The sequence below is a fragment of the Actinoplanes sp. NPDC004185 genome (genome assembly GCF_053603475.1).
On sequence record NZ_JBSGFR010000007.1, the window covers coordinates 68788 to 92201 of the forward strand.

The window sequence follows — 23414 nt, forward strand, 5'->3', positions numbered from 1 at the left end:
CGTGCCCGAGGACCAGTACGCCCAGCAGGACCCGCAGGAGCAGTTCAAGGGTCCGGAGCAGCAGGACAGCGAGCAGATCCCACACCCCGGCGTCACCCGGCAGATGGACGACGAGCCCGATCACGGCGAGGACAGCTACCGGGGCAGCGGACGGCTCACCGGCAAGCGCGCGCTCATCACCGGGGGTGACTCCGGGATCGGGCGCGCGGTCGCCATCGCGTTCGCCCGCGAAGGCGCCGACGTGCTCATCGCGTACCTGCCGGACGAGGAGGAGGACGCCCGGGCGACCGCCCAGCTCGTGGAGAAGGCGGGCCGCAAGGCGGTCACCGTGGCGGGCGACATCCGCGACGAGCAGCACTGCACCGCGCTTGTCGAGCAGGCGGTCGGTGAGCTCGGCGGGCTGGACATCCTGGTCAACAACGCGGCGTACCAGATGGCCCAGCCCGGCGGGATCACCGACATCACCACCGAGCAGTTCGACCGGGTGATGAAGACCAACCTGTACGCGATGTTCTGGCTGAGCAAGGCGGCCGTCCCGCACCTGCGGCCGGGCTCCACGATCATCAACACCGCGTCGATCCAGGCGTACCAGTCCACCCCTGAGCTGCTGGACTACGCCACCACCAAGGCCGGCATCGTGGCGTTCACCCGGGCGCTCGCCGCCGGCCTGGCCGAGCAGGGCATCCGGGTCAACGCCGTGGCACCGGGCCCGATCTGGACCCCGCTGATCCCGGCGACCATGCCGAAGGAGAAAGTCGAGTCGTTCGGCGAGGACACCCCGATGGGCCGCGCCGGGCAGCCGGCCGAACTGGCCCCGGCGTACGTCTTCTTCGCCTCGCAGGAGTCCAGCTACATCACCGGTGAGGTGCTGGCGGTGACCGGCGGCAAGCCGCTGAACTGAGTCGCGCGAGGTTGAGGAAGTCGCCGTCTGGGAACGATCACCCAGGACGGACGGCGAAGGGATCGGCATGAGCGGGCTGGGATCACTGCGGCAACTGCTGCAGGAGGCCCATCACGCCCGCCCGCAGGACCTGCCGGAGATGGCGATGCGCGTCGCGCCGCAGGTCGGCGCCACCGCGGTGGTGATCTACGTCGTCGATCACCAGCAGCGCGAGCTGCGGCCGCTGCTGGACGGCTCGACCCCGGCCCGGGAGCCGTTGACCATCGACGGCACCCGGGCCGGGCGGGCGTTCACGAGATCGGTCCCCTGCCCCGCCGACGACGGGGCGGGGCTGTGGGTGCCGATCCTCGACGGGGTCGAGCGCCTCGGCGTGCTGGAGGTCGCCGCCGGCACGCCGCTGGACGACCGGGCGGTCGACGACTGCATGACCCTGGCCTCGCTGCTCGCCGAGCTGCTGATCACCCGCGCCCAGTACAGCGACGAGATCGAGAAGCTACGCCGTCGTAAGCCGATGCAGCTGGCCGCGGAGCTGTTGCGCAGCCAGCTGCCGCCCCTGTCGTTCTCCACCGGGCACGTGATGATCAGCGGCGTGCTGGAGCCCTGCTACGACGTCGGCGGGGACGCCTTCGACTACGCGGTCAACGGCGACATCGCGCATCTGGCCCTGTTCGACGCCACCGGGCACGGGTCGGCCGGCGGCATGCGGTCGGTCATGCTGGCGTCGCTGGCCCTGGCGGCGTACCGCAATGCCCGTCGTCTTGATCTTGACCTGATCGCCACGTACCACCACATCGACGCCGCGATCCGCGACCACGACCGGTCCGGCCTGATCACCGCCGTGCTCGCGGAGCTGGACCAGCGCACCGGCCGGCTGCGAGTGATCTCCGCGGGCCACCCGAGCGGGATGGTGCTGCGCCGCGGCCGGGTGGTCAAGGTGCTGCCCACCCCCACCGCCCTGCCGGTCGTCCTCGGCGATCAGCGGGCGCCGGCGGTCGTCGAGGAGCAGCTGGTCGCGGGCGACATGGTGCTGCTGCACACCGACGGCATCACCGAGGCGCGCTCCCCCGGCGGCGAGGAGTTCGGCCTCGACCGCCTGGTGAGCTTCGCGGGCCGGGCCGTCGCCGAGGACGTACCTCTGCCGGAGACCACCCGCCGGCTGGTCCACGCCATCCTCGAGTACCAGCACGGCACCCTGCAGGACGACGCCACCATCCTGATCGCGCAGTGGCTGAGCCCGGCGCCCGCGCACCCCGACGCCGAGCCGGTCGCGGCGCCGGCCCGCGCGCCGCTCGACCTCCCCGCGCCCTGACCTGTTGTCCGGTACGTCCGGATGCATGGCTGTCCGCCGAACGGGTACGCAACCCGCATGCGAGACAACGACTACCCCACCCCGGTGTCCGACCCCGAGGCCGAGGGCCTGCCCGGCACCGCGGACGACGACTCGACCGCCTACGACGACGTCGAGACCGGTCGGTGGGCCGACGGCCCGGACCCGGCGGCGCTGCCCGCCGACCACCCGATGGCGGTCGACCGGTACGGCACCACCGCGGAGGAACAGCGCGCCGGCGAGTCGCTGGACTACCGCCTCGCCCAGGAGCAGCCGGACATCCAGCCGGAGGAGCCGCTGGAATCCCCCGGCCCGCTGGCCGACGAGGCGATCGACGAGCAGGGCGCGGCCCAGGCCCGCCTGGACGCCGACGTGTACGGCGAGAGCCCCACCTCCGACCCGGACTCCCCGGTCTCCCTCTACGACCACGGTCAGCTCGACGGCACCTCACCGGAACCGGTGGGCCGGCTGGTGGAACCGGACGAGGGCTACGGCTACGACACCGAGCCGGACAACGTGGCGTACGACGCGGGCGCGGCCGGCGGCGGGGCCAGCGCCGAGGAGCTGGCCGTGCACGAGACCGAGGCGCCCGGATACCGCTAGGCCCTAGACCAGGGCCTCCTTGCGGCCGTGCTGGACGTTGAACACCTCGGCCGGCACCCGCAACCGCTCATCACCCAGCAGCCGCCGGACGTCCGCCATGGACGGCCCGGCGGTCGCGGCGGCCAGCTCGTCGAACAGCGCCACGTCGACGGTGTCCGCCGGCTCCGGCATCGCGCCCCACAGATCCCAGGGCAGGACCTCCACGTTGTCCAGCGCCGCCGCGTCCCGCATCAGGTTGGCCGCGATCCACCAGGCCCCGGCCTCGTCGATCACGGTCAGCCCGAAACGGTCCGGATCGGCCTGACCGGCCCGGGTCCGCGTCCAGGCGTCCCCGGCGATCACGAACTGGTCCCGCGGCACATCGGTCAGATCGAAACTGAGCCCGAGATGCTTGCGCTGCACCTCGTCGATCTGCGCGTCGAGCAGCTTCCACCGGCCGCCGTCGAGATACTCGGCCACCCAGTGGTCCTCGAACCAGCCGGGCTTGAAATAAGCTCCGAAGCCGCACCGCGCGCGGGCCGGCACACCCCGCGCCCGGAACAGGGCGACAGCCATGACCGAGAACCCCCGGCAGTTCGTGGCGATCCGCTGCTCCGGCGCGCGCGGCACGTCCAGCGGCCGGTCGTCGCGCGCGGTGACCGCGTCGAGGACCTGCTCGACCCGCCGCAGGTTGACCCGGTCACGGTCCGGCTCGGCCAGCGTCACACCGTACGCGTCGGCCCAGAACTCGTGGATCAGCAGGCCCTGCACGACCCGGGCGATCCCTCCTGCGTCCGCCGGCAGCCCGTCGAGCAGGCTCGCGTACTTGCCGGCAGCCGTCATGACGCCCGGCTCCACCCATTCGGTGACCATCACCGTCTCCTCCCGTGTCGCGATCACCCCACCGAACCGTCCGCCCCTGGGGCCGGGTCAAGCATTCTTGTCGTACCACCGTGGTCGGATGTTCCCGTGCGCCACCGACGACACGACAACGGCCGGACGACCGAGTTCCGGCTCCTCGACGTCCCCGGCGAGCTGGTGCCGGCCGTCCGCAAGGCGGCCTTCACCGCCGCTGACGGTCATTGGAGCAGGAGTTTCCCCACCGAGACGGCCCACCTCGACGAGGCCTGGGCCAACTTCCAGCGGCTGATCGAGCCGGCTCTGCGCCAGATCGCCGGACTCGACCCGGTCCCCTGGCCGCGCGCCGTCACCGAGGTCTGCCACCGGCTCGACGGCGCCGGGGTGGACTGGTGGCTGACCGGCAGCGCGGCCCTGGCCGTCCGCGGCCTGCCGATCACGCCGGTCGACCTCGACCTGGTCGTGGCCGACGCGGACGCCCAGCGGGTCGGTGACCTGCTGCTGGACGGGCTGATCGAGCCGGTCGCCCGGGTCGACTGGTTCTGCCGGTGGTTCGGGCGGGCGATGCTCGGGGCGCGGGTGGAGTGGGTCGCAGGGGTCGGGCCGGGCGCCGATCAGCCCGAGATCACCGACTTCGGGCCGGTGGCGGCCGGGCGGCTGGAGGTCGTGCGCTGGGAGGGGCACGAGATCCGGGTGCCGCCGCTGGAGCTGCAGCGTGCGGTGAGTGCCCGGCGAGGGCTGGTGGAGCGCGTGCACCTCATCGACAGATGACCGCGAACGACACGACCGTGACGAAGGCCGTGAAAATCGACCCGAGGACGGCCACGCAGGCCCGGACGGCACCTTCGAGCCGGGAGTGTCCCTGCCAGGTCTCAGCCAGACACTGCTCGGCGATGACGCAGCTGACCCAGAGCAGGGTCAGCAGAGGGAAGAGGAGGTCCCAGATGGGACTCGGGAAGGCGCTGGCGTTGCCGTTGCCGCCGTGGTTCGGGCAGTCCCGCTGCGTGGTGACCGGATCGAGGACGACGAGCAGCACGGCCAGGAGCAGCCCGCCGACGACGAGGGCCCACAGTCCGGCCAGCGGCCTCGATCGAACCCGGGGATGATCCATCCGCGGCATGGTACGAACGGGCCGCCAGGCTTGGCCGGCGTGCTTCCCCGCGGTCCTGCTTCCGCGGGGCCCTGCTGACCAGCGCCTTGCTTCGCCGCGGCCCTGGCGGCCTCTCGGCCTTTGCTTAGCCCGCGGCCCCGACCACCCAGCGGCCTCCGCAACCTGCGGCCTGCCCATCCCGCGGCCTCGCCCACCCTGCAGCACCACCCACCCTGCGGCCTCCGCACCCTGCGGCACCGCACCCCGCGGCGTCCGCAGCCCGCGGCCACGCCGACTCCCCGGCCTCCGCCTCTCACAGCACCGCCTTACCCCGCGGCGTCCTTAGCTTGCGGCCCCACCGACTCCCCGGCCCTCCCCACCCCCACAGCACCACCCACCCCGCGGCGTCCCCAGCCCGCGGCCTCCGCACCCCACAGCACCGCCCACCCCACAGCTCCGCCCATCCCGCGGCCTCCCACCTGCAGCACGGCCCACCCCCGGCCTCCCACCCCACGGCCCCACCCCCGGCCTCCCACCCCACGGCCCCGCCCCCGCCTCCCACCCCGCGGCCCGGCCAACCTCGCAGCCTCCCCACCCCGCAGCCTCCCCACCCCGCAGCCCCCGCACCCCGCCGACCCCGGTGCCCCCTGCCGGTTCGGTGGGCGTGGGAGGATGTCCGACATGGTCGATGCGACGTCGCTGGACGAGATCAGGGCGGCGATCGACGCCGTGGATGCCGACCTGGTGCGGCTGCTGGCCCGTCGCGAGAGCCTGGTGCGGCAGGCCGCCCCCCTCAAGCGGGATGCGCGCGCCGTGCAGGCGCCCGGGCGGGTCGAGCAGGTCGTCGCCCGGGCCCGGGCGCAGGCCACGGCCGCCGGCGGGGATCCGGACGTCGTGGAGCGGATCTACCGGGCGATGATTCAGGCCTTCATCGACATGGAGCTCACCGAGCACCACCGGGTCACGGCCCGCCCGTCGGACAAGGGAGTGATCGAGTGACGAAGTCCGTGGGGTCTTTCGGTGCGCGGGAGCGGTGGGTGCTGCTCGTCGCGAGCGCCTGGCTGGTCAGCGGGCTGCAGCTCGACGCGTACGCGCATGCGACGACGCCCGAGCTGGAGACGTTCTGGACGCCGTGGCACGGGGTGCTCTACTCCGGCATCGCCGTCTCCGGGCTGACGCTGGTGTGGCTCATGCGGCCGCGGCTGCCGGTGATCCCGACGTACAGCACGGTCCTGGCCCTGCCCAACGCCCTGCGGATCCCGCTCGCCGGCATGGCGTTGCTGCTGGTCGGCGGCGGGGTCGACACGCTCTGGCACAACGTCTTCGGCATCGAGCAAGGCCTGGAGATCTTCGTCAGCCCCAGCCACGAGTTCATCATCCTGGGCATGGCCCTGGTCGCCGCCGGACCGGCCCTGATGCTCGCCGGCCGGCCGGGCCGCGGCCTGTCGGTGGCGGACGGCACCCTGGCCACGATCTCGGCCCTGCTGTCGGTGCTGCCCCTGCACATCTACTCGCTGCACGCGTCCGCGCTGGGCACCATGTACTTCGGCGAGCCCGGCGACGGCCGGGTCCGGATCTTCTCGTTCGACGCGCAGGTGATGCACGGGTACCTGTTCAGCACGGTGCTGCTGTTCCTGCCGATCCTGATCATGGGCCGGCGCTGGCGGCTGCCGATCGGCGTGCCGACTCTGCTGGTGGCGGTGCCGGCGGTGCTGATGCACCTGATGTTCTCGACCGACGCCGGCTGGTGGCTGGCCTTGACGGTCTCCGGCGCGGCGGCCGGGGCCGAGCTGGTGCTGCGGCTGGCCGGTCGGCTGGTGCGGTGGTCGGCGGACGCCCGCTGGTTCGCGGCCGGCCTGGTGGCGCCGCTGATCGTGTGGGGCGCGGTGCTCGTGGCCGCCGCGCAGACGGTCGGCGTCGGATGGAACGTGCACATGGTCAGCGGTCTGCTGACGCTGGTGGCGATCACGGGTGGGCTGACCGCGCTGGTCGCCCGCCGGGTGCAGCCGGCTCCCGGGCCGGCCGCGCCCCTGACCGGCTCACCGGCCGGAACGCCGGCCGCGGAAACGGCCGGAACGCCAACCGGGACACCGACCCCCACGCCGGCCGCAGCATCCGCCGCCACGATTTCTCCTGCGGCACCTGAAGCCGCGGCACCCGAAGCGGCGGCACCCGAAGCGGCGGCACCCGAAGCGGCGGCACCCGAAGCGGCGGCGCCCGAAGCGGCGGCACGTGAAGCGGCAGCGCCCGGATCGACCGCTGCGGGGGCCGATAAGCAGGCTGGCTCCGCCGCCGCCGCGGCCGACGACGATTCCCGGACCGGTGTGCCGGCGTCGTGAGGCTGCTGCGCCATCTCGGCTTCCTGCTCCTGGTCTCGAGTGGACTGCTGCTGACCGCGGCCTCGCCGGCCGCCGCCCATGCCGGAGGCCTCACCGCCACCGACGCCCGCAGCCGGGTGGTCGCCGTGACACCGGCCCGGCCCGGCTTGGTGATCACCGCGATCGAGGACGGCGCCCGGCTGCGGCTGCGCAACGGCACGGCGACCCCGGTCACCGTGCCCAGTGGTGGCGGCCGGGCGACGCCGGCGGTTGTCGCGCCCGGACAGGAGCTGACCTGGATCGACACCAGGAGCACCCCCGAGGGGCGCAAGGTCCGCGCGGGAAGCACGCAAGCCTGGTCCCTGGTCCTGGACGCCGGCGGTACGCCCGTGACAGTCACCGGGGAGTTCATCGGTGAACAGCCCCCGACGCCCGCGCCGTGGTGGGCGGCTGTGCTGGTGACGGCTGTGGCCGTACCCCTGGTGTCGCGTCGCCTGCGCCGCCCCGACCTGGCGCTGGCCGCGGCCGGTCTCGCCGCCATGGCCGCGTCCGTGGTGCATGTCGCCGGTTCCACCATGGCCGTCGAGTCGGCGCCGCTGCTGGGCACCTTCCTCAGCGCCTGCGGGATCAACCTGCTGAACTGGCCCTTGATCGTGGGCGGAGCGGTGGCGGTGCTGCGGGGCCGGCCCGCCGGGGTGCTCGCGATCTGTGCCGGTGCGGCGCTGACCGCGGTCTTCGTGCTGCCCGACGTGACCTCGCTGCACCGGGCGGTGCTGCCGTTCGCGGGCCCGGCCGTCGTCGAGCGCCTGCTGGTGGTGGTGACGCTGGGGGCCGGGGTGGGCGTGGCGGTGGCGGGCGCCTCGGCGCTGCGTACCCTCGCCCAGCGGTCGCCCGCCGGGGAGCGCGCGTGAAACGCCTGCTTGTCGTCGTGCTGCTCGCCGGCTGCAGCAGCCCTGCCGCCCAGCCGGCCACCACCGGTTGTGCCTCCGCCGCGCCGGACAGCGTCGTGGTGACCGCGGCGGTCAGGCAAGGCCGGGCCGAGCCGGCGCCGCACCGGGTCAAGGTGCCGCGGGGCAGCTCGGTGCTGCTGCGGGTGGAGGCCGACGCGGACGCGGAGGTGCACGTCCACGGGTACGACCTGGAGACCGAGGCGAAGCCGGCAAGCCCGGGCTGCGTGAGTTTCGTGGCCGACCGCAGCGGCCTGTTCGACGTCGAGGCGCACCCCGAGACGCTGCTGGTGCAGCTCGAGGTGCGGTGACGGTCCTCGCCCACGGGGTCGGCCGATCGCAGGACCTGCCCCTGCCGCTCGACCTGGTCCTGCAGGCGGGCGCGGCCACGGTGGTGGTCTCGTTCCTCGTCGTGGCGGTCTGGTGGAAACGCCCGCGCCTGCGCCTCGCCCATGGATCCGAGCGACCGGTCCGGGAGAGCCGACTGCGGTGGCTCGTGCTGGCGGTGGCGCTGTACATCGTCGGCAACGCGCTTCTCGGGCCGCGCGGGCCGGAGAATCCGGCCGGGCATGCGCTGTTCGTGTGGCTGTGGGTGGGGCTGGTGCCGGTCAGCGTCGTCTTCGGACCGGTCTGGCGGCCGGTCAACCCGTTGCGCACGCTGTTCCGGTTGTTGCGGCTGCCGGCCACCGGCCTGCGGCCGCTCGCCCCGGGACCGGCGAGCCGATGGCCCGCCGCGGTCGCCCTGCTGGCGTTCGTCTGGCTCGAACTGGTCGCGCCGCACCGCGGCCAGCCGGTCGTGGTGGGCGGCTGGCTGCTGGGGTACGGGCTGGTGCAGCTGGCCTGCGCGGCGGTGCGCGGGGAGGAGTGGTTCGCGCGGGGCGACTGCTTCGAGGTCTACTCGGAGCTGGCCGGCCGGCTGAGCCCGTTGCGCCACCGCAACCCGCTGGCCGGCGTGGCCCGCACCGTGCCGGGCCCCGGCCTGGCCGCGTTCCTCGCGGTGTGGTGGGGCTCGACGATCTTCGACAGCGCGTCGGGCTCGCCGGTCTGGGCGGCCTTCCTGCAGCGGGCGGGCCACCCGATCCTGTACGGCAGTGCCGGGCTGATCCTGCTGTGCGCGATCGTGCTGGTGAGTGTCCGCGTGTTGTCCGGGCGGCTGGACGTGACCGCCTCCCTGATCCCGATCGCGGTCGGCTACACGCTGGCCCACTACCTGTCGCTGCTGCTGGTCGAAGCTCCCCGAGGGGTGCTGCTGGCGGTGCAGCAGTGGGGTGTGGCCGGAGGCGTGGAGTGGAACGTGGCTCCGGCACCGGGCGTGATCGCCGCGGCGCAGATCACCCTGATCCTGGCCGGCCACGTGCTGGGCGTGGTCGTGGCCCACGACATGGCGCTGACCGCGGCCCCGGAACGCCCGCCGCTGGCCACGCTGGCCGACGAACTGCCGGTGGTGCTGCTGATGATCGGCTACACGTGGGCGGGGTTGTTTCTGCTCTTCGTCCGCTGAGCCGGGCTCAGCACATCAGGCGGTCAGGGCTCACCCGGTCGGACCCGGGCGGCGGCGGAGGTCGGCGTGGGCCGCGCGCAGACCGTCGACCCGCTTGTCGGTGCCCGGCGGGCTCAGCCGGTCGAGCTCCTGCCACGCGTCCTCCAGCGCCTGCTCCAGCCCGCCATGCTGCCGCCGGAACTCCGCACGCAGCTTGTCGATCCGCCTGATCCAGCCGGCGGCGGCGGGGTTGGGCCGGTCAGTGTCAGGAAGGGCGGCGGGACAGGTCGCTCCCATCGGCACGATCGCCGCCAGCGGGCGGCCGTCCTCGGTCACGACGGTGGTCTGGTTGGTCAGGCCGGCGAGCCGGGCGAGCTGCACGAAACGCGTGCGAGCCTCCACCAGCGACAACTCCAGGCGTGGATGCGGCAACGGGGTGGCGGGTTCAGCCATACCCCGATGATGCCGTCACCCTCTGACATTTTTCCGGGCGAAGCGGGGGCCCGGCCGGCAAGCCGGGCCCCACTCGGGTCAGACCCGGGAAAACGAGTCAGACCCGGGACAGCGAATCAGACCCGGGACAGCGCCCGGTCGCTCACCACGCACTGCATGCCGAACTGCCGGGCCCGCCGCATCGCGAAGTCGGTCAGACCCGGGGAGTCCGCGTAGTCCAGCGCGTACAGGTCCACCTCCAGCTGGAGCAGCTGCTCGGCGATCTGGGCGTGGAACTCCAGCACGTCCGCCGGCCACGGCGCGTAGCCCTCGTCCGTCCAGCGGGCCGAGAACGACTCGAAGACCACCCCGTCCACCAGTTCCGCGAGTCCCGGCAGCATGCCGAACCCCCGGTTGGCCAGCAGATAGCCCGGCTCGGCCTCGGTACGGATCGCCGCGACCAGCGTCAGCAGGTGCGGGACGTCCTCCGGGTAGGTCAGTTCCACGTTCAATGTGTCCATGAACAGTCCCGCGAAGCCGGCGGCCATCGCGTCCTTGGCCTGACCGACCACGTGTTCCACCCACAGCGGGTGGCCCACCTCGACGAACGCGCCACCCCAGTCGGGGTTGCGTTCCTGGCGCTGCCACGGCGCCGGCGGCCCCTGGTCCTCCGACAGGGACAGATAACCCAGCGTCTGCACGCCCTTGTCGGCCAGCTGGGCCAGCTCCGGCGGGGTGTAGAACTCCGGCTGGAGCACCACCCGCGGGTACGTGGCCAGCTCGTCGAGGTGCTTGTCGCCGTAGTAGAAGCAGATCGGTGGTCTCTCCGTCATGACGGCCATCCGTTCTCGCGGTACCAGGTGTAGGTGCTCCGGACGCCTTCCTCCAGCGGCACCGCCGGTTCGTAGCCGGTCAGCTCGCGCAGCCGGGTCAGGTCCGGGCAGCGGCGCGGCACCGAGCCCGCGGGGGCGGCCAGTGGCTCGATCGCCGGGCTCACCCCGGCCAGCCGCAGCACCAGTTTGGCCAGGTCGCCGATGTTGGTCTCGTCGCGGTCGTTGCCGATGTGCACGATCTGCCCGGCCGCCGCCGGGGCCGCCATCAGCCGCAGCATCGCCTCGACCGCGTCGTCGACGTGGCAGAAGGCGCGGAACTGGTCGGCGCCCGGCACCTTGAACGGGTCGTCGCCGCGCATCGCCCGCAGCGACATCTCCGGGATCACGTGGTCGGCGCCCATCCGCGGGCCGTACACGTTGTGGAAGCGGCCGACCACCGCGTCGAAGCCCTTGGCCCGGGCGGTGTGCAGGAACGCCGCCTCGCCGAGCAGCTTGCTGACCGCGTACGCGAAGCGGGGTGCCGTGATGTCGGAGATCATCACCGGGATGTCCTCCGGGGTCGGCACCGCGACGACGCCGGCGTCGACCCCACCGGCGTAGACCTCGCTGGTGGAGGCGAAGAAGACCCGCTCCCCCGGCGCCACCCAGTCCAGCAGGTGCATCGCCGACAGCGTGTTGACGCGGACCACGCGGGCCGGGTCGGCCTCCACGTTGCGGACGCCGACGACGGCCGCGAGCAGGTAGATCTGGTCCCAGCCGTGCGGCAGCCCGGCGAAGGTGACCGGATCGGTCAGATCACCGGAGATCACGTGTACGGCGGGAGCAGCGCGCAACTCGTTCAGGTCCCGGTCCTCCCGGCCGCGGGAGAAGTCGTCCACGATGGTGACCTCGTGGCCCTCGGCGACGAGCCGGCGCGCGAGGTGCAGGCCGATGAAGCCCGCCCCGCCGAGCAGCAGAGCCCTCATGCGGTCACCGCCGAGGAAGCCGGAGCCGCCGAGACGGCGGTGACCGCCGAGTTGAGGCGCGGCAGGTAGCCCAGGCCGGCGTAGCGGATGCCGGCCGCGGTGACCGCGTCGGCGTCCAGGACCCGCCACGAGTCGTAGATGAAGGCCGGCCGGGCCTCGCCGAGGATGTCCGGGATCCGGATCGCCCGGTAGTCCGGGTGGTCGTTGATGACCAGCACCGCGTCCGCGTCGGCGAACGCCTTGTCCAGGCTCACCGGCTCGCCGCCGTACTGGCGGATGACGTCGTCGGTGACCATCGGGTCGTGGCCGGTGACGGTGATCCCGGCGGCGGAGAAGGCCGGCATCATCGCCGCGATCGGGGTGCCGCGCATGTCGTCGGTGGGCGGCCAGCCCTTGTACGCCCAGCCGAGCACCGCCAGCCGCGCCCCCCGGGTCTCGCCGCGGGTCTCCTGCAGCATCCGCACGACGGTCTCGGCCACGTGCACCGGCATGAACTCGTTGAGCTCGCGGGCCCGTCCCACCAGGAACGGCTCCCGGCCGCCGGCACTGTCGATCATGATGTACGGGTCCTTGGAGAGGCACCCGCCGCCGACGTACCCGGGCTTGGACAGGTCCGGCCGCGGGTAGTCCGCGTTGGCCGCCCGGATGACCTCCAGCGGATCCAGCCCGTGCCGCTCGGCGATCAGCGCGATCTCGTTGCCGAACGAGTAGATCAGGTCGGTGTGGCAGTTGTTGGACAGCTTGACCAGCTCGGCGGTCTCCAGGTCGGAGACCTCCACGATGGTCCGGGCCAGGCCGCTGAAGAACTCGACGCCGGCCCGCAGGCTGGCCTCGTCGAGCCCGCCGATGACCTGGGGCAGCTCGACGAGCTCGCGCAGCGCCTGGCCCTGGATGGTGCGTTCCGGGGCCATCACCAGCTTGACGTCGTCACCCCACGCCGCGCGCAGCTCGGGCAGGACCACCCGGCGGCTGGTGCCGACCGGCACGGTGCTGCGGACCACGACCAGCGTGCCCGGGGCGCACCGGGCGGCGACGCTGCGGGCGGCGGCGGCCAGGTTGGCCAGGTTGGGCCGGCGGGTGGTGTCGTCGACCGGCGTCGACACGCTGATCACGGCCACCTCGACGGTGTCCGGCGGCAGTTCGGTGCCGACCTGGATGCGGGTGTTGATGTGCTCGGCGAACACCTCCTCGACGCCGGGCTCGAAGATGTGCGACCGGCCGTGCGACAGCGTCTCCAGCACGCCGGGCGACACGTCCGAGCCGTGCACGACGAAGCCCTTGTCCGCCAGGGCGGCGGTGAGGGTCAGCCCGACGTAGCCGAGGCCGACGACGCCGATGGTTGTGGGCGGCATGTGCCATTCCTTCCGATGCAGGTTCAGGAGCAGGGTGGGGTGAGCCGGTCGAGTTCGAGCACGGTGACCGTGCCGGCGAAACGTTCGGTGCGGTACCGGCCGCACGCCGAGCGGATGTCGGCGGGCCGGGTGGCGTAGTCGACGCTGAGCACGAACTTGCCCGCGTCGCGCAGCGCCCGGGTGTCGGCGAGGTTCTCCGCGCACCAGTCCTGCGTGCACGGCTCGTCGGTGGCCAGGAAGAACAGCTCCTCCATCGCGATGCCGTCGATCGCCGCCGTGTAGCCGGGGTGGCGGCGCAGCTCGGGCGAGTTCTGCGGGACGATCAGGAAACCCGGCTGCCGGGCTTTGGCGTACGCGCTGATCCGCGCGATGAGCGCGGCCATCTCGCGGCCCAGCGCCGCCCGGTCGCGGCCCTGGGCGTAGCCGGGGCCGATCTGCTCGTAGGCCAGCGGGGTGTCGAGGTAGACCCCGTCGAAGCCGGCCCGCAGGGCCTGGTCGACCCGGCCCCGGACGACCCGGGCCCACCAGCGTTCGTCCCAGTAGCGGACGAAGTACTCGCCCGGCCAGTCCGTCCACTCGTTGGCGATCAGGTCGGCGGCGTCGCGGCGCAGCGCCGGATACTCCGGCCGGAAGTCCTCGATGCTGCCGATCTCGAAGTAGGCGAGCACCCGCTTGCCGGTCCGCTTGACGGTGCGGATCTCGTCGGCCCGGAAGTAGTCGGCGTGCGCGTCGCGGGCCAGGTCGACCACGGCGAGCTGGTAGGGCCCGGCGGCGATGCGGTCGAGCCGTCCCCCGGCGTACCCCTGCAGCTGGTAGGCCCAGCTGGAGATCCGTCCCGGCCCGGACTTCGACGGCAGCGGCAGGGGCGCGACGGAGGCCGCGGGAGCGGAGGCCGGCGGCGAGGAACTCGGCGGCGAGGAGGCCGCGGGCGTCGGGGAGCCGGCCGCTGTCGGTGCACGGTCTGTCCCGGTACGGGTCACCAGGATGCCGCTGACCACCAGCGCCGCCACCACGAGCACGGCCGCGAGCACGAACCCGCGCCGCCGGCGGGTCATCCGGCCTCACCGGCCGCCCAGATGTCCTTGATCGAGGTGGCCAGGTCGCGGGCCGGCACCCAGCCCAGCTCCTCGCGGGCCCGGCGCACGTCCGCCTGGATCCAGTCCACCGCGGCCGACCGCTCCGGACCGGCGCCCTGCTCGCGGATCTCGCCCCGGTAGCCGGCCGTCTCGGCCAGCAGCTGCACGGCGTCCCGGGAGCGGACGGCGCGGCCGCTGCCCACGTTGAAGACCCGGTGCCGCAGCTGCGGCGGGCGCAGCACGGCCAGGACCATCGCCGCGAGGTCGCGGACGTCGACGAAGTCCCGGTACGCCGACAGCGGCCCCATGGTGATCTCCCCGGCCCCGGTGGCCAGCGCCGCGCGGATCCGATCGGCGGCGCGACCGAGCATGTTCTCCGCCGACATCCCGGGGCCGATCGGGTTGAACACGCGCAGCGACACCGCGTCGACCAGACCGCCTTCCCCGGCGAGCTGGAACAGCCGGGTTCCGGCGAGGTGGCTGACGCCGTACGCGGCCACCGGCTGCAGCGGGTCGTCCTCGGTGACGGCGTGCCCGTGCGCGACCACGCCGTACTCCCCGGCGGAGCCGAGCCGGACCAGCCGCACGCCGGGCCGGGCCGCGGCGACCGCTTCCAGCAGCTTGGTCGCGACCAGGGTGTTGCCCCGGATGAGCTCGGAGTCGGTGCCGCCGAGGCGGCCCACGCAGCTGACGATCGCGGTGGGCGCGGCGTCGAGGACGACCCGGACCAGGCCGCGGTGGTCGCCGTCGATCAGGTCGTGGTCCCGGCGGCCGGGGCAGATGACCGCGCTGATCTCCGGATCGGCCTCCAGCGCGGCGCGCACGTGCCCGCCGATGAAACCGGAGGCCCCGAACAGGACGACCCGCTGACTCATACGGGTTCCTTGGAGCGCGGGAGCAGGATCGGCAGCAGGGTGTCGCAGGTGCGGTTGGCCTCGTCGTAGTCCTCGGGCCGGCCGATGTCGAGCCAGAAGCCGTCGAAGGCGTAGGTGGCCGGGTGGTCACCGCGGTCCAGCAGGTCGAGCACCAGCTGGTCGAAGCCGAACGGCAGACCCGGAGGGTACGGCGTGAGCGCCTTGCGGGACATGCCGTAGACCCCCATGCTCACCGGATAACTGAGCACCGGCTTCTCCCGGAAGCCGACGATGCGGCCCTCCTCCACGTCCAGCACCCCGAAGTCGATCTTGTGGGTCTGCGCGGCGGTGGCCACCGTCAGCGAGCTGCCGCCGAGCATGTGCTCGGTGAGCAGCGCGGCGTAGTCGAGGTCGGTCAGGATGTCGCCGTTCATCACCAGGAAGTGCTCGGGCAGCGTGTGCTTGATGCCGAACAGCGGGCCGATGGTGGACAGCGGCACGTTCTCCTCGACGTAGTCGATGCGCAGCCCCCAGCGCGCCCCGTCCCCGACGAACGCCCTGATCAGCGGGCCGAGATGGTTGATCGCCAGCGTCACTGACGTGAAGCCGAACGACGCGAGCTGATCCAGCACGATCTGCAGGATCGAATGGTTGTCACCGATCGGCATCAGCGGCTTGGGCAACGCCGTCGTGTACGGCCGCAGCCGGACGCCTTTGCCGCCGGCAAGGATCACTGCGTGCATCGCTGACCTGCCTTCCCCACGTGTCGGAACTACCGGTAGTGCCGGGCCTGGCCGAGGATCGGGGCCAGGCCGAGCACGAAGAGCGCCTGGAGCAGCAGCACGCTGCCCAGGTAGAGCGAGGTGTCCACCAGCGCGGAGCCGGGGCGGTCCAGCAGCGGCGCGGCACCGAGCAGCGCGCCCAGGCCGACGTGGACGGTGATCGCGGCGAGCATCGAGGCGCACAGCCAGCCGAAGCGCTCGCGCCCCGCAAGCAGGAAGGCCAGCAGGTACGCGCCGCCGAGCGCGACGTGGGCCGCCGTCATGACGACCCCCGCGCCGGACAACAGGCCGGTCCGGAACAGCACTGCCACCATCGCCGCCGCCGGGAGCGCGGGCGCCAGCAGGCAGATCGCGACCTCCCGGGCCAGCAGCAACCACACGCCGCGGACGAACTCCCGGGGTCGCTCGACCCGCCGCACGAGGGCGACCGCCTGCGGCCGGAACCGTTCCGCCCGCCACTCGACCACGCCCATGGTCAGGATCAGCGGCGCGGCGGCGATGGCGATGTCGAGCCGGCCCAGCAGATAGGGCGCCTCGGCGTGCAGCAGCAGCGCCGCTGAGCACAGCCCGTACGCGCTCACCCCGATCAGAGCCGGCACCTCCGGTCGTAGCGCGACCCGCAGCGAGGGCTCCCGGACGGCTGCCACGTGGCCGTGGTGGACCGCGAGCAGCACCGCGATCGAGAAGGCGGCGAGCACGCACCCCGCCGCCACCCCGGCCGACCAGGCCGTGAGCCCGGACCCGAGGACCAGGTAGGCCGAGCCGGCCAGGAAGGCCGGCGTCATGGCCAGGGCCAGCCACCGTTCGCGGCGGTAGAAGACCAGGACGGTGCTGGTGAGCTGGTACGCCACCAGGCAGGTGATCATGACGACCAGGGCCGGCCCGCCGCCGGTGAGCCGGACCAGCGCGGCGCCGGCCAGGGCGCCGGCAACCGGCGCCCCCGCGGCGGCGACGGTGAGGATCCGGGCGGCGGAACGGGGCCGGCCGAGACCGAGCATCCGGTACGCCCCGTGCGCGGCGGCACCGGCCCACACCCAGCCCAGCGTGCTGGCCAGGACCAGGCCCAGCACCAGCGAGCGCCGCCCGACGATCGCCAGCACCGCCGGGAACGCGGTGCTCGGCAGCACGTACAGCGGCCCATGGGCGATCAGGCGCAGGCTCTCCCGCCAGGCTCCGGGGTCGCGGGCGGTCGCTTCGCGGGGCTTGGGCAGCTGCGGGCCGAGCCGGCGGAACACCTCGGTGGCCAGGGCGAAGACGTCGTGGTAGCCGTACTCGACGCGGGCGCTACGGTCGGTCAGCCCGTCGGCTTCGAGCGCGGCGGCCACGTGCAGCGAGTCGACCGCCTGACCGAGCTGGGGGCGTACCCGTTCCACCAGGTCGTCCAGCGGATCCGTGGAGATCTTGGGCAGCAGCACGGTGTGCTCGCCCGGCCCGGCCGCGCGGTTCTTCGCGGCGGCCGCCATGATCGAGCCGAGCCGCTGCCGGTTCGGATCGAGCTCGCTGTCCAGGCTCACCGGGATTCACCGTCCAGCTGCAGCTGCTGCTCGGCGGCGCGCTGCGCCGGGACGGCCACCCGGCCCTGGGCCTGGCCGCGCAGGTGCCGCGGCGGCGGGGACGCCTTGAGCGGGGTGGCCAGCCCTTCGTAGACGTTGCGGTACATCTCCAGCGAGCGTCGCAGGGTGAAGTGCTCGAGCACCCGGGCGCGGGCCATGATGCCGAGCCGGCGGCGCATCTCGTTGTCGCGCAACAGCTTGACGCACGCCTCGGCCACGGCCGCGTAGTCGCGGGGCGGAACGACGAAGCCGGTGTCCCCCACCGCTTCCGCGACCCCGCCGACGTTGGTGCACACGGTCGGGCGCCCGCACGCCATGGCCTCCACCACCGTGTACGGGAAGCCCTCGGAGATGCTGGTCAGCGCGACGATGCTGCCCGCGTGGTACGCGTCCACGGCGTTGCCGACCCGGCCCTCCAGCACCGCGGCGCCGGTGAGGCCGAGCTCCTCGATGAGCCGCTCGCAGCTCTCGTGATAGATCCGGTTGACCGCCGGGGTGCCGCCGAAGATGCGCAGCCGCGCCTCCGGGATCTCGGCGCGGACCAGCGCGAACGCCCGGATCAGCGTGTGCAGGTCCTTGAGCGGGTCGACCCGGCCCATGTACGAGATGGTGGGCAGCTCGGGCTCGCTGGTGGCGGCCGGGAACTCCTCGGGCTCGACGCCGTTGTACATGGTCCACATGCGTTCCGGGTCGGCGCCGTTGTGCAGCTGCCAGCGCCGGTTGTACATGGAGTGGGGGGCGAGCACGTCGGTGATCAGGTACGCGGCCCCGGCCAGCTGCCGGAAGAAGCTCAGCACCAGCACCCGCACCGGGTGCGACGCGTCGTCGTGCAGGTGGGCGATGTAGCGCTCGCGCAGGTAGATGCCGTGCTCGGACATGACCAGCGGGGTGCCGTGCTTCCACTTGGCGGTCATGCCGACGAGCGTGGCCAGCCCGTTCATCGAGGAGTGCACGATGTCGGCCTGGACCGGGGTGGCGCTCAGCGGGCGCAGCATGTGCTCGATGAGCCAGGCCGCCTCGACGGCGTCGGCCACCGTGGGCGCCGGCCCGATCTCGTCGACGCGCAGATCACGCCAGGCGTCGAGCATCATCGTCAGAGCCTGGTTGGACAGCAGCGCCCCGCTCAGGTCGCCGCCGTCGCTGGCGTACTCGAACATGCCGCGCAGAGCGAGCAGGAACATGCTGCGGCTGACGGCGCTCTGCTCGGAACGGGTGGCTTCCAGCGGGGTGACGAGCGCCCGCAGGAACACCTCGTACGACTCGGTGAAGGTGGCGCCGGGCCGGCGGCCCCGGCCCCGCCGGGAGCGGCGGCCGGGCGGCCGCGCACCCCACAGCGGGATCGAGTGGACCTGGCCGAGGTTGGTGGGGGCCGGGAAGACCGACTGCTCGGCGCCGTCGACGGTGAGCGCGACGACATCCCAGCGGTAGTCGGGCATGCCCTTGATGAGCTGCTCGCACCAGACGCTGACGCCGCCCATCGCGTACGGGTAGGTGCCCTCCGACACCAGCGCGATCTTCACCGGCCCTCCTCTACCAGGTCCTGCTCGTCACAGGTGCGGGACCGCGGTGACCGTGACGGCGGTGTTCGCCGCGAGGGCGAGCGTCGTCGTCACATCGGTGCCGTACGTGCTGGCTCCGGTGCCCTGGGCGCCGCTGATCTGCACGGTGCCGGCGGCCGGCGAGGTGACCGTGATGCTGCCGGTGGACCGGTCGTAGACGGGGTCCACGCCGGCGCCGAGCTGCGCGAAGTGCGCGGTCCGGGTCGAGGTGTACGCCGCCAGCGTCGGCCAGTCCTGGTTGAGCAGCGGTACGGAGTAGAACCCCTCGTACTTGGTCATCACGGCGTCGATCCAGTCCGTGAGCAGCGTCTTGCCGGCGCCGTAGTCCCGGACGTTGCCGATGTGGAAGGTGTGCGAGTAGATGGCGCCCGACGACACGTGCCCGAGGGCCACGCCGGCCTCGTAGTCGATGATCTGCTCGTAGGTCAGGTTCTGCGGCCAGTACGGGAAGCGGCCGTTCGGGCCGTAGAAGGAGTTGTAGAACGCGGTCTCCTCCTGCGGCGTGGTGACGAAGTAGGCGACGTTCGTCGGCCAGTCCGGCACCACCGAGATGCTCGGCTCCATCGGGTGCACCTTGGCGGCGTTGAGGTTGGCCGGCACGTGGCTGGCGAACGACATGTTGCCGTGCAGGTACTTGATGTTCAGGTCCTTGGCCGCGCGCAGCAGCTCCGGGTTGGAACCGGTGAGGCCGTGGTCGACCGGCGGGCTGGTGTCGTCGTTCGGGTTGGGGTTGTAGACACCCAGGCCCGAATACTCCGGCGTCTTGAGCACGCTGTCCGGCACGGACAGCCCGATCGCGGTGCCGGCGGCCCGGTTGTCGTTGATCTCCTGGTACGTGGTGGCGTAGCTGGTGTTGTTCAGCTCCGGGTGGTTCAGGGTGTGGTTGATCCACCGGAAGTTGTCCTTGAGGCACTTGGTCGTGGCGGTCAGCTCGTTGACGCCGCCGTTCGGGCTGCACGCGCTGCCGGCGAACGGGTCGATGTCGGCGCCGTTGAACGCCACGTTGAGCTTGAAGCCGGCGGCCTGCGGGTGCGCGGCGCGCAGCGCGGTCTGCTGGTTGTCGAGGTTGACGGTGTCGTGCCCGCTGACCTGGAAGCCCGGCGTGTACTCGACGTGGCCGTCCGGGTAGTAGTGGTCCGAGGTGTTGAACCAGTCGTCGATGTCGACGTTGAGGTGGTGGCGCTGCTCACCGAGGAACATGCCCTTGCTGGCCCACCGCAGCATGCCGTAGACCAGCAGGTCGGAGTGCGTCAGGTACTGGTTCGAGGTGAAGGTCAGCGCGAGCCGCTCGCGGCCGTCGGTGGAGGTGGTGCGCACACCGAGCACGTCAGAGCCGTTGGTGATGGTGGCCTCGGCGCCGCAGCCCGGGGTGATCGCGGTGCGGTAGACGTACGACTGCACCAGCGGGATCTGGGCGGTGCTCTTCAGGTAGTCGAAGACGCCCGCGCCGGTCGCGGTGAGCGACAGGTTGATCGGGGTGCTGCCGACGCCGGTCTCACCGTTGGAGGTGAGGCAGTAGTTCTCGGGCCAGGTGCCGTAGCTGGTGTAGAGGGCGGCCTGCCGGACCCCGAAGTTGCGCTCGTACGCCCACAGGATGTTCCACTCCGCGGGGTCGAGGCCGCTGAGGTAGCTGCCGTTGGACTCGTACACCTGCATGCTGTTGGTGAGCAGGATCGCGTTGTAGCGGCCGACGCCGTCGGGACGCACGAGGGTGCCGGTGGTCAGCGGCGTGGTGGCGTCGTAGAGCACGTCGTAGGAGGCGCCGACGCGGTCCAATGTGGTCTTCCAGGTGGCGACGCCGAAGTCGTTGGCGTCGGTGCCGATGACCAGCGCGCGCAGGGCGACCTGGTCGTTGAGACCGGCCGCCGCGGCGGCGGCCCGGGCCGGCTTGGCCGGCTTGACGACCTTGACGCTGCCGGTGCGCTTGGGCAGCGGGGCGGGGCGCGCCTCGGTGGGGCGCGCGACCTGGGCCAGACCGGGCACGTTCGGCGGTTGCCCGGTGGGCTTGCCGAGCGCGCCGGCCGCCTGGGCGGCGGCCGGGCTCGAGGCGCCGAGCAGCACTGTCACGACAGCCGTCGCGACGAGGGCGATGCGCGTCGATCGACGGCGCGCGGGACGAGTGGGGACCATCCAAGACCTCCAGAGCAGGGAAGGATCAGCACAGATGCCGTTAAAGGAAATTGACACAGAGCGATCCCGGAGGTGGCCCGCGATGAAGCCACGATGGACGGTAGCAACGATCGGCGGGACATTCGATGTCCCGTGGCTGACCCGGTTCAGCCGTTGACCGGTCCACGTAGGAGTGCTAGCGCCCGCAATTTCCGGGCGCTGTTTTCACGTCGGTCTACATTGCTGACTGAACTGTTAAGCATCGACTGACATGGGCATTCCCTTAAGTGATCTTAATGAAGGCGTATTAAACCAGACACGTAGCGGAAGCGCGACGCGGCGTAGTGGATCATGGCCCGCGGGGGGTCTTCCACGCCTGCGGTGATCAACTAGGGGTGATCAGCCACCGAAAATTCACGGGTTTCGAGGTCGATCGGACCATGGCCGTATCCACCGTTGGGACAGGCTTTTCCGGTCACACGACGGCGCGGCGACCATTGACGAACCCCGACCTCCACAAAACACGGAATCGGCCCGCCGAATCGCGCCCCGGCCGTTCATGAGCGCCCGAGAATGCATTCCCGTTACGTTAACTGACCGGTAACTGCCGCGACCTGGCGTCGTACGCTCAAATCCCGGAAAAGCGGAGACCCCGATGCCGCCGCACCATCTGCTCGCCGCTCTGGCGTGCGTACCGGTACCGGCCGGGCACCGCCCGGGCCTCCTCCGCCGCCCGCTTCGATCTGCGGTGGCATCGGCATGACCACCGAGGAGTCCCTGAGGGGCTTCGGCAAGGCCGCCGAGGGCGTACCCGTCACCCTGATCGGTCACACTGGCCGGGTGACCGCCTTCGACAGCATCGACGACCTGCTCGCGCACGACGAGCTCGGCACCTCCGGCTGGCAGCTGATCGACCAGGCCCGGATCGACACGTTCGCCGGCCTGACCGGCGACCACCAGTGGATCCACGTCGATCCGGAACGGGCCGCGAAGGAAGGCCCGTTCGGCGGGACGGTCGCGCACGGCGCGCTGACGCTGTCGCTGTGCACGGCGTTCATCACCGAGATCGTCCAGGTCCGCGACGTGACCCGGGCGATCAACGTGGGCTTCGACCGCGTCCGCTTCCGGGCGCCGGTGCCGGTGGGCTCCCGGCTGCGCGGCACCGCGACCCTGCTCAGCTCGCGGCGGATGGCCGGGTCGGCGCTGGCGGCCATCCGGATCACGGCCGAGGTCGAGGGACAGACCAAGCCGGCCTGCGTCGCCGACCAGGTCCTGGCGTTCTACAGCTGAGTCCCACCGGCGGCCCGCCCAAGCCGGGCCGGCGGTGGGTTCAGACCGGGTCAGGCGGCGTCGACACGGGACAGCGGGGGCCTGACGCCCGGCAGGGCGGGGCCGCGGGCCGGGATGGCGTCCGCCCGGGCCGGATCGGCCCGCCGCAGCGATCCGTCCGCCGCAGCCTGCGCAGTGGCGATCATCGACACGAACGCGGTGCGGATCTGGAACTCCACATGCTCGGCGGGCAGATCGGAGAGCTCGACCAGCAGCGACGCACTGCCCAGAATCCCGTACGCGTTGCGCGCGATGCCCTCGTAGTCGCCACCGGGATAGCGCGTCACGTCAGCCCCGGCCACCCGCGTCATCGCGGCATCGTTGACGACCGCTAGCCGGCGCCCCGCGGTGACCGCCGGAGCCGGGGCCAGCGGATTGGTCGGCCACAGGATCGACGCGGTCGTCTCCCGGCCGTCGGGCTGCCGGTAGCGGCCCTGCATGTGGTAGTCGACGACGACCTGGGGCCGGGTGGCCTGCCACAGCCGCAGGATCGCGCGGGACTCGGGCACCGGGTTGTCCGCGATGGGCGTGAGCGGGTTGTGGAAGCGGTTGATGTCGTACCCGACGCCCGGCTCGGTGTAGTCACCGGTGGCGGCCGGGTCGTGGTTGTAGCGCTGGTCGCGTACCGCGCCGTCGGGGTTGGCCTGGACCACGACGTCGATCGTGACCCGGCTCAGCAGCCAGCGGTGCCAGGCCGTGCGGGGCACGCCGAGAGACCACAACAGGCGTACGGCGGCCGGCGTGCCCAGCGGCTCGTCGCCGTGCTGCTGGGTGACGTAGAGCAGCCGCGTGGGGCCGTGCCCGACGCTGGCCAGGCGCAGCGCCCGGCCCTCGTTGCTGCGGCCGATGACGCCGAGCCGGACCCGGCCGGCACTGTCCCGGGCGATGCGCGCGAGGGAGCGGCGGACGTCGTCCGGGCTGGGCCGCGCCGGGATGAGCGGGGCCGGCACCTCCATCGCACTGACCGGTGCGGTCGGCGCGGGGGTGCCGGCCCGGGCCGGAACGGCGAACAGAGTGGTGCTGAGCAGGACAGCGGTCACGGCGACGGTGAGCGACTTCATCCAGGT

23 protein-coding genes are annotated in these 23414 nt (G+C 72.4%); 10 read left to right on the plus strand and 13 right to left on the minus strand.

Annotated elements, in window-relative coordinates; genetic code table 11:
* The first annotated feature begins 1 nt into the window (after nt 1).
* From ACWEOZ_RS09420 to ACWEOZ_RS09430, 3 genes are all read left to right on the plus strand, one after another.
* Nucleotides 2-901: an SDR family oxidoreductase gene (locus ACWEOZ_RS09420; RefSeq protein ID WP_451910248.1), complete on the plus strand. Its 900-nt coding sequence runs from the start codon at nt 2-4 to the stop codon at nt 899-901.
* Nucleotides 902-968: 67 nt separating this feature from the next.
* On the plus strand, nt 969-2210 hold the full coding sequence (locus tag ACWEOZ_RS09425) for a PP2C family protein-serine/threonine phosphatase (protein WP_451910249.1): 1242 nt from the start codon (nt 969-971) through the stop codon (nt 2208-2210).
* 57 nt (nt 2211-2267) lie between these two features.
* Nucleotides 2268-2831 (plus strand): DUF5709 domain-containing protein, encoded by a 564-nt coding sequence (locus tag ACWEOZ_RS09430; protein ID WP_451910250.1) that lies wholly within the window; start codon nt 2268-2270, stop codon nt 2829-2831.
* 3 nt (nt 2832-2834) lie between these two features.
* On the opposite strand, the gene ACWEOZ_RS09435 is transcribed toward ACWEOZ_RS09430, so the two are convergent.
* A complete protein-coding gene (locus ACWEOZ_RS09435) occupies nt 2835-3710 on the minus strand; it encodes a transglutaminase-like domain-containing protein (RefSeq protein WP_451910251.1) in 876 nt (291 codons plus the stop codon).
* A gap of 69 nt (nt 3711-3779) precedes the next feature.
* On the opposite strand from ACWEOZ_RS09435, the gene ACWEOZ_RS09440 reads away from it, so the two are divergent.
* Nucleotides 3780-4439, plus strand: coding sequence for a hypothetical protein (locus ACWEOZ_RS09440; protein ID WP_451910252.1), 660 nt, complete (start codon nt 3780-3782; stop codon nt 4437-4439).
* On the opposite strand, the gene ACWEOZ_RS09445 is transcribed toward ACWEOZ_RS09440, so the two are convergent.
* Complete coding sequence (locus tag ACWEOZ_RS09445; protein WP_451910253.1) at nt 4426-4779, minus strand: hypothetical protein; 354 nt, start codon at nt 4777-4779, stop codon at nt 4426-4428. The genes ACWEOZ_RS09440 and ACWEOZ_RS09445 overlap by 14 nt on opposite strands.
* Before the next feature lie 660 nt (nt 4780-5439).
* On the opposite strand from ACWEOZ_RS09445, the gene ACWEOZ_RS09450 reads away from it, so the two are divergent.
* From ACWEOZ_RS09450 to ACWEOZ_RS09470, 5 genes are read left to right on the plus strand one after another with little or no spacing between them, the layout of a single operon-like run.
* Complete coding sequence (locus ACWEOZ_RS09450) at nt 5440-5757, plus strand: chorismate mutase (RefSeq protein WP_451910254.1); 318 nt, start codon at nt 5440-5442, stop codon at nt 5755-5757.
* Nucleotides 5754-7097, plus strand: a complete 1344-nt coding sequence (locus ACWEOZ_RS09455; RefSeq protein WP_451910255.1) for a hypothetical protein — start codon at nt 5754-5756, stop codon at nt 7095-7097. Before ACWEOZ_RS09450 ends, ACWEOZ_RS09455 begins: the two co-directional genes overlap by 4 nt.
* Nucleotides 7094-7987, plus strand: coding sequence for a hypothetical protein (locus tag ACWEOZ_RS09460; protein ID WP_451910256.1), 894 nt, complete (start codon nt 7094-7096; stop codon nt 7985-7987). The genes ACWEOZ_RS09455 and ACWEOZ_RS09460 overlap by 4 nt, the downstream gene beginning before the upstream one ends.
* Nucleotides 7984-8334 (plus strand): hypothetical protein, encoded by a 351-nt coding sequence (locus ACWEOZ_RS09465; protein ID WP_451910257.1) that lies wholly within the window; start codon nt 7984-7986, stop codon nt 8332-8334. The genes ACWEOZ_RS09460 and ACWEOZ_RS09465 overlap by 4 nt, the downstream gene beginning before the upstream one ends.
* The gene (locus tag ACWEOZ_RS09470) at nt 8331-9524 is read left to right on the plus strand and encodes a hypothetical protein (RefSeq protein WP_451910258.1); all 1194 of its coding nucleotides are present in this window, start codon (nt 8331-8333) and stop codon (nt 9522-9524) included. The genes ACWEOZ_RS09465 and ACWEOZ_RS09470 overlap by 4 nt, the downstream gene beginning before the upstream one ends.
* 30 nt (nt 9525-9554) lie before the next feature.
* Here ACWEOZ_RS09470 and ACWEOZ_RS09475 read toward each other — a convergent pair whose 3' ends face one another.
* From ACWEOZ_RS09475 to ACWEOZ_RS09520, 10 genes are all read right to left on the minus strand, one after another.
* The gene (locus tag ACWEOZ_RS09475; RefSeq protein ID WP_451910259.1) at nt 9555-9956 is read right to left on the minus strand and encodes a hypothetical protein; all 402 of its coding nucleotides are present in this window, start codon (nt 9954-9956) and stop codon (nt 9555-9557) included.
* Nucleotides 9957-10072: 116 nt separating this feature from the next.
* A complete protein-coding gene (locus ACWEOZ_RS09480) occupies nt 10073-10768 on the minus strand; it encodes a hypothetical protein (RefSeq protein ID WP_451910260.1) in 696 nt (231 codons plus the stop codon).
* Nucleotides 10765-11733, minus strand: coding sequence for an NAD-dependent epimerase/dehydratase family protein (locus ACWEOZ_RS09485; RefSeq protein ID WP_451910261.1), 969 nt, complete (start codon nt 11731-11733; stop codon nt 10765-10767). The genes ACWEOZ_RS09480 and ACWEOZ_RS09485 overlap by 4 nt, the downstream gene beginning before the upstream one ends.
* Nucleotides 11730-13085 carry a nucleotide sugar dehydrogenase gene (locus ACWEOZ_RS09490; RefSeq protein ID WP_451910262.1) on the minus strand — a complete coding sequence of 452 codons (1356 nt, stop codon included), beginning with the start codon at nt 13083-13085 and terminating at the stop codon, nt 11730-11732. Before ACWEOZ_RS09490 ends, ACWEOZ_RS09485 begins: the two co-directional genes overlap by 4 nt.
* Before the next feature lie 23 nt (nt 13086-13108).
* The gene (locus ACWEOZ_RS09495) at nt 13109-14140 is read right to left on the minus strand and encodes an endo alpha-1,4 polygalactosaminidase (RefSeq protein WP_451910263.1); all 1032 of its coding nucleotides are present in this window, start codon (nt 14138-14140) and stop codon (nt 13109-13111) included.
* A complete protein-coding gene (locus tag ACWEOZ_RS09500) occupies nt 14137-15036 on the minus strand; it encodes an NAD-dependent epimerase/dehydratase family protein (protein WP_451910264.1) in 900 nt (299 codons plus the stop codon). Before ACWEOZ_RS09500 ends, ACWEOZ_RS09495 begins: the two co-directional genes overlap by 4 nt.
* Nucleotides 15033-15758, minus strand: coding sequence for a sugar phosphate nucleotidyltransferase (locus tag ACWEOZ_RS09505; protein WP_360815339.1), 726 nt, complete (start codon nt 15756-15758; stop codon nt 15033-15035). Before ACWEOZ_RS09505 ends, ACWEOZ_RS09500 begins: the two co-directional genes overlap by 4 nt.
* Nucleotides 15759-15787: 29 nt before the next feature.
* Nucleotides 15788-17311, minus strand: coding sequence for a hypothetical protein (locus tag ACWEOZ_RS09510; protein ID WP_451910265.1), 1524 nt, complete (start codon nt 17309-17311; stop codon nt 15788-15790).
* Complete coding sequence (pelF, locus tag ACWEOZ_RS09515) at nt 17308-18870, minus strand: GT4 family glycosyltransferase PelF (protein WP_451910266.1); 1563 nt, start codon at nt 18868-18870, stop codon at nt 17308-17310. Before pelF ends, ACWEOZ_RS09510 begins: the two co-directional genes overlap by 4 nt.
* Nucleotides 18871-18897: 27 nt before the next feature.
* Nucleotides 18898-21039 carry an Agd3-related carbohydrate-binding protein gene (locus ACWEOZ_RS09520; RefSeq protein WP_451910267.1) on the minus strand — a complete coding sequence of 714 codons (2142 nt, stop codon included), beginning with the start codon at nt 21037-21039 and terminating at the stop codon, nt 18898-18900.
* Nucleotides 21040-21777: 738 nt separating this feature from the next.
* Between ACWEOZ_RS09520 and ACWEOZ_RS09525 the strand changes: the two genes are divergently transcribed.
* Nucleotides 21778-22308, plus strand: coding sequence for a MaoC family dehydratase (locus ACWEOZ_RS09525; RefSeq protein WP_451910268.1), 531 nt, complete (start codon nt 21778-21780; stop codon nt 22306-22308).
* Nucleotides 22309-22358: 50 nt separating this feature from the next.
* On the opposite strand, the gene ACWEOZ_RS09530 is transcribed toward ACWEOZ_RS09525, so the two are convergent.
* On the minus strand, nt 22359-23408 hold the full coding sequence (locus tag ACWEOZ_RS09530) for a M14 family zinc carboxypeptidase (protein WP_451910269.1): 1050 nt from the start codon (nt 23406-23408) through the stop codon (nt 22359-22361).
* Nucleotides 23409-23414 lie beyond the last annotated feature (6 nt).